Below are 1,870 nucleotides of genomic sequence, written 5' to 3' on the forward strand. Positions count from 1 at the left end.
CGCTTCCGCGGGCGCTGGATTACATTGTGCGACGCAGCCGCGCCCGATTTGCGCGCGACCCGGCACGCAATCAGACCGGGCGCGTCCGGCCGGCGGCTGTCCGGCCCGGCCGGCCCGCTTTCGCGTGCGCCGACCGCCAGCCCGCCTTGCCTCTCTCGTATCGCCGTGGAAAACACCGGCTGTCCCGCCCGTTCGCGCGCGGGCCGGCTGTTTTTGGGGGTAATCGGCCGTACTGTGCACGGCCGTTCCGGAGTGATAAGGAGATAGCATGAAGTCGATCGTGTTGAGAGCGTTGGGCGTCGCCGCCGTGGCGGCCTGTCTGTCGGGCAGCGTGTATGCGCAGTCGAGCGATGCCGCGGCAACGGAAGCGCCCGCGGCCGCGACCAGCGCGCCGAAGGCCGCCGCGAAGACCGCGAAGAAGGCGAACCGCAAGCTCGGCTACGCGGTGCGCAAGGCGATTTCGAAGGAAGCCGGCGTGAACGTGTCGAACCTCGTCGTGCGCTCGAAGGGTGGCGCGATTACGCTGGAAGGCACGATGCCGGCCCAGGATCAGATCGACAAGGCCGAAGCCGCAGCCAAGGGTGTGAAGGGCGTGACGTCGGTCACGAACAAGCTGACGGTTCAGCAGCAGTAATGCCGGGCAGCGGCGCGCGAGCGCCGCATGCGCCCGTTTTCAGGCGGGCCCCGGCGTGCCGGGGCCCGTTTGCGCTTGAGAGGCCGCAAGCCGCATGAAGCGGCGGCGGACCGATAACGATATCGAGAGGGCGGCGATGACGAGGCTCGGGTGGGGCAGGCGGATGGTTTTCGGCGCGGCGCTGGCTGCGGTCGCGATACTCGGCGCCTGCAACGGCGACGAGTCGGCCGAGCGCAACCGGTTGCCCGGTTTCGTGTCCGGCAGCGTGCGTACGACGGCCTATGACGGCGCGAGCGACGACCTGCTGACGGCCGGCCTCGGCAAGACGGGCCTCGGCTCCGCGACGGCCCCCGGTTTTGCGAATGCCGCCCGGCCGACGAGCGCCGAGCTGCGCCGTCTCGCGATCTGGTCGAACTACCGGGCGCTCGTCGACATGAGCGCAAACGGCGGCTACGGCCGCTTCTGGGGGCCGAACGTCGACCTCGACGGCAACGACACGCTCGGCGAAGGCAAGATCCCCGGCACCGAATATCTCGCGTACTCCGACGATGGCAGCGGCAGCAAGAACGTCACGCTGCTCGTGCAGGTGCCCGCCAGCTTCAATCCCGCGCAGCCGTGCATCGTCACCGCGACGTCGTCGGGCTCGCGCGGCGTGTACGGCGCGATTTCCGCGGCCGGCGAATGGGCGCTCAAGCGCGGCTGCGCGGTCGCCTACAACGACAAGGGCGGCGGCAACGGCGCGCACGAACTCATGTCGGACACCGTCACGCTGATCGACGGCACGCTCGCCAACGCGGTGCTGGCCGGCACCTCGAGCCTGTTCACCGCGAACGTCACCAGCGGCGATCTCGCCACGTTCAATTCCCGCTTCCCGAACCGCTATGCGTTCAAGCACGCGCATTCGCAGCAGAATCCCGAGCAGGACTGGGGGCGCGTGACGCTGCAGTCGGTCGAGTTCGCGTACTGGGCGCTCAACGAGCAGTTCGGACCGCTGGTCGACGGTTCGCATCACGGCGTGCGCTATCGCGCGGGCGACATCACGACGATCGCCGCGTCGGTCAGCAACGGCGGTGGCGCGTCGCTCGCGGCGGCCGAGCAGGACACCCGCGGCTGGATCACCGCGGTCGTGGTCGGCGAGCCGCAGATCAACGTGCGGATGGCGCCGAACGCGGTCGTGCGTTCGGGCGGCCAGCCCGTGCCGTAGTTCGGCCGGCCGCTGGCCGACTACGCGACGCT

The 1,870-nt window shown here is 69.8% G+C and carries 1 protein-coding gene and 1 pseudogene; both read left to right on the plus strand.

Annotated elements, in window-relative coordinates; all coding sequences use genetic code 11:
• The first annotated feature begins 268 nt into the window (after window positions 1-268).
• Window positions 269-634 (plus strand): BON domain-containing protein, encoded by a 366-nt coding sequence (locus G3N93_RS39250; RefSeq protein WP_174931066.1) that lies wholly within the window; start codon window positions 269-271, stop codon window positions 632-634.
• A gap of 136 nt (window positions 635-770) precedes the next feature.
• A pseudogene (locus G3N93_RS39255) lies at window positions 771-1,835 on the plus strand (3-hydroxybutyrate oligomer hydrolase family protein); the annotation flags it as partial.
• Window positions 1,836-1,870 lie beyond the last annotated feature (35 nt).

The organism is Burkholderia sp. Se-20378, assembly GCF_017104665.1.
Lineage (GTDB): Bacteria > Pseudomonadota > Gammaproteobacteria > Burkholderiales > Burkholderiaceae > Burkholderia > Burkholderia lata.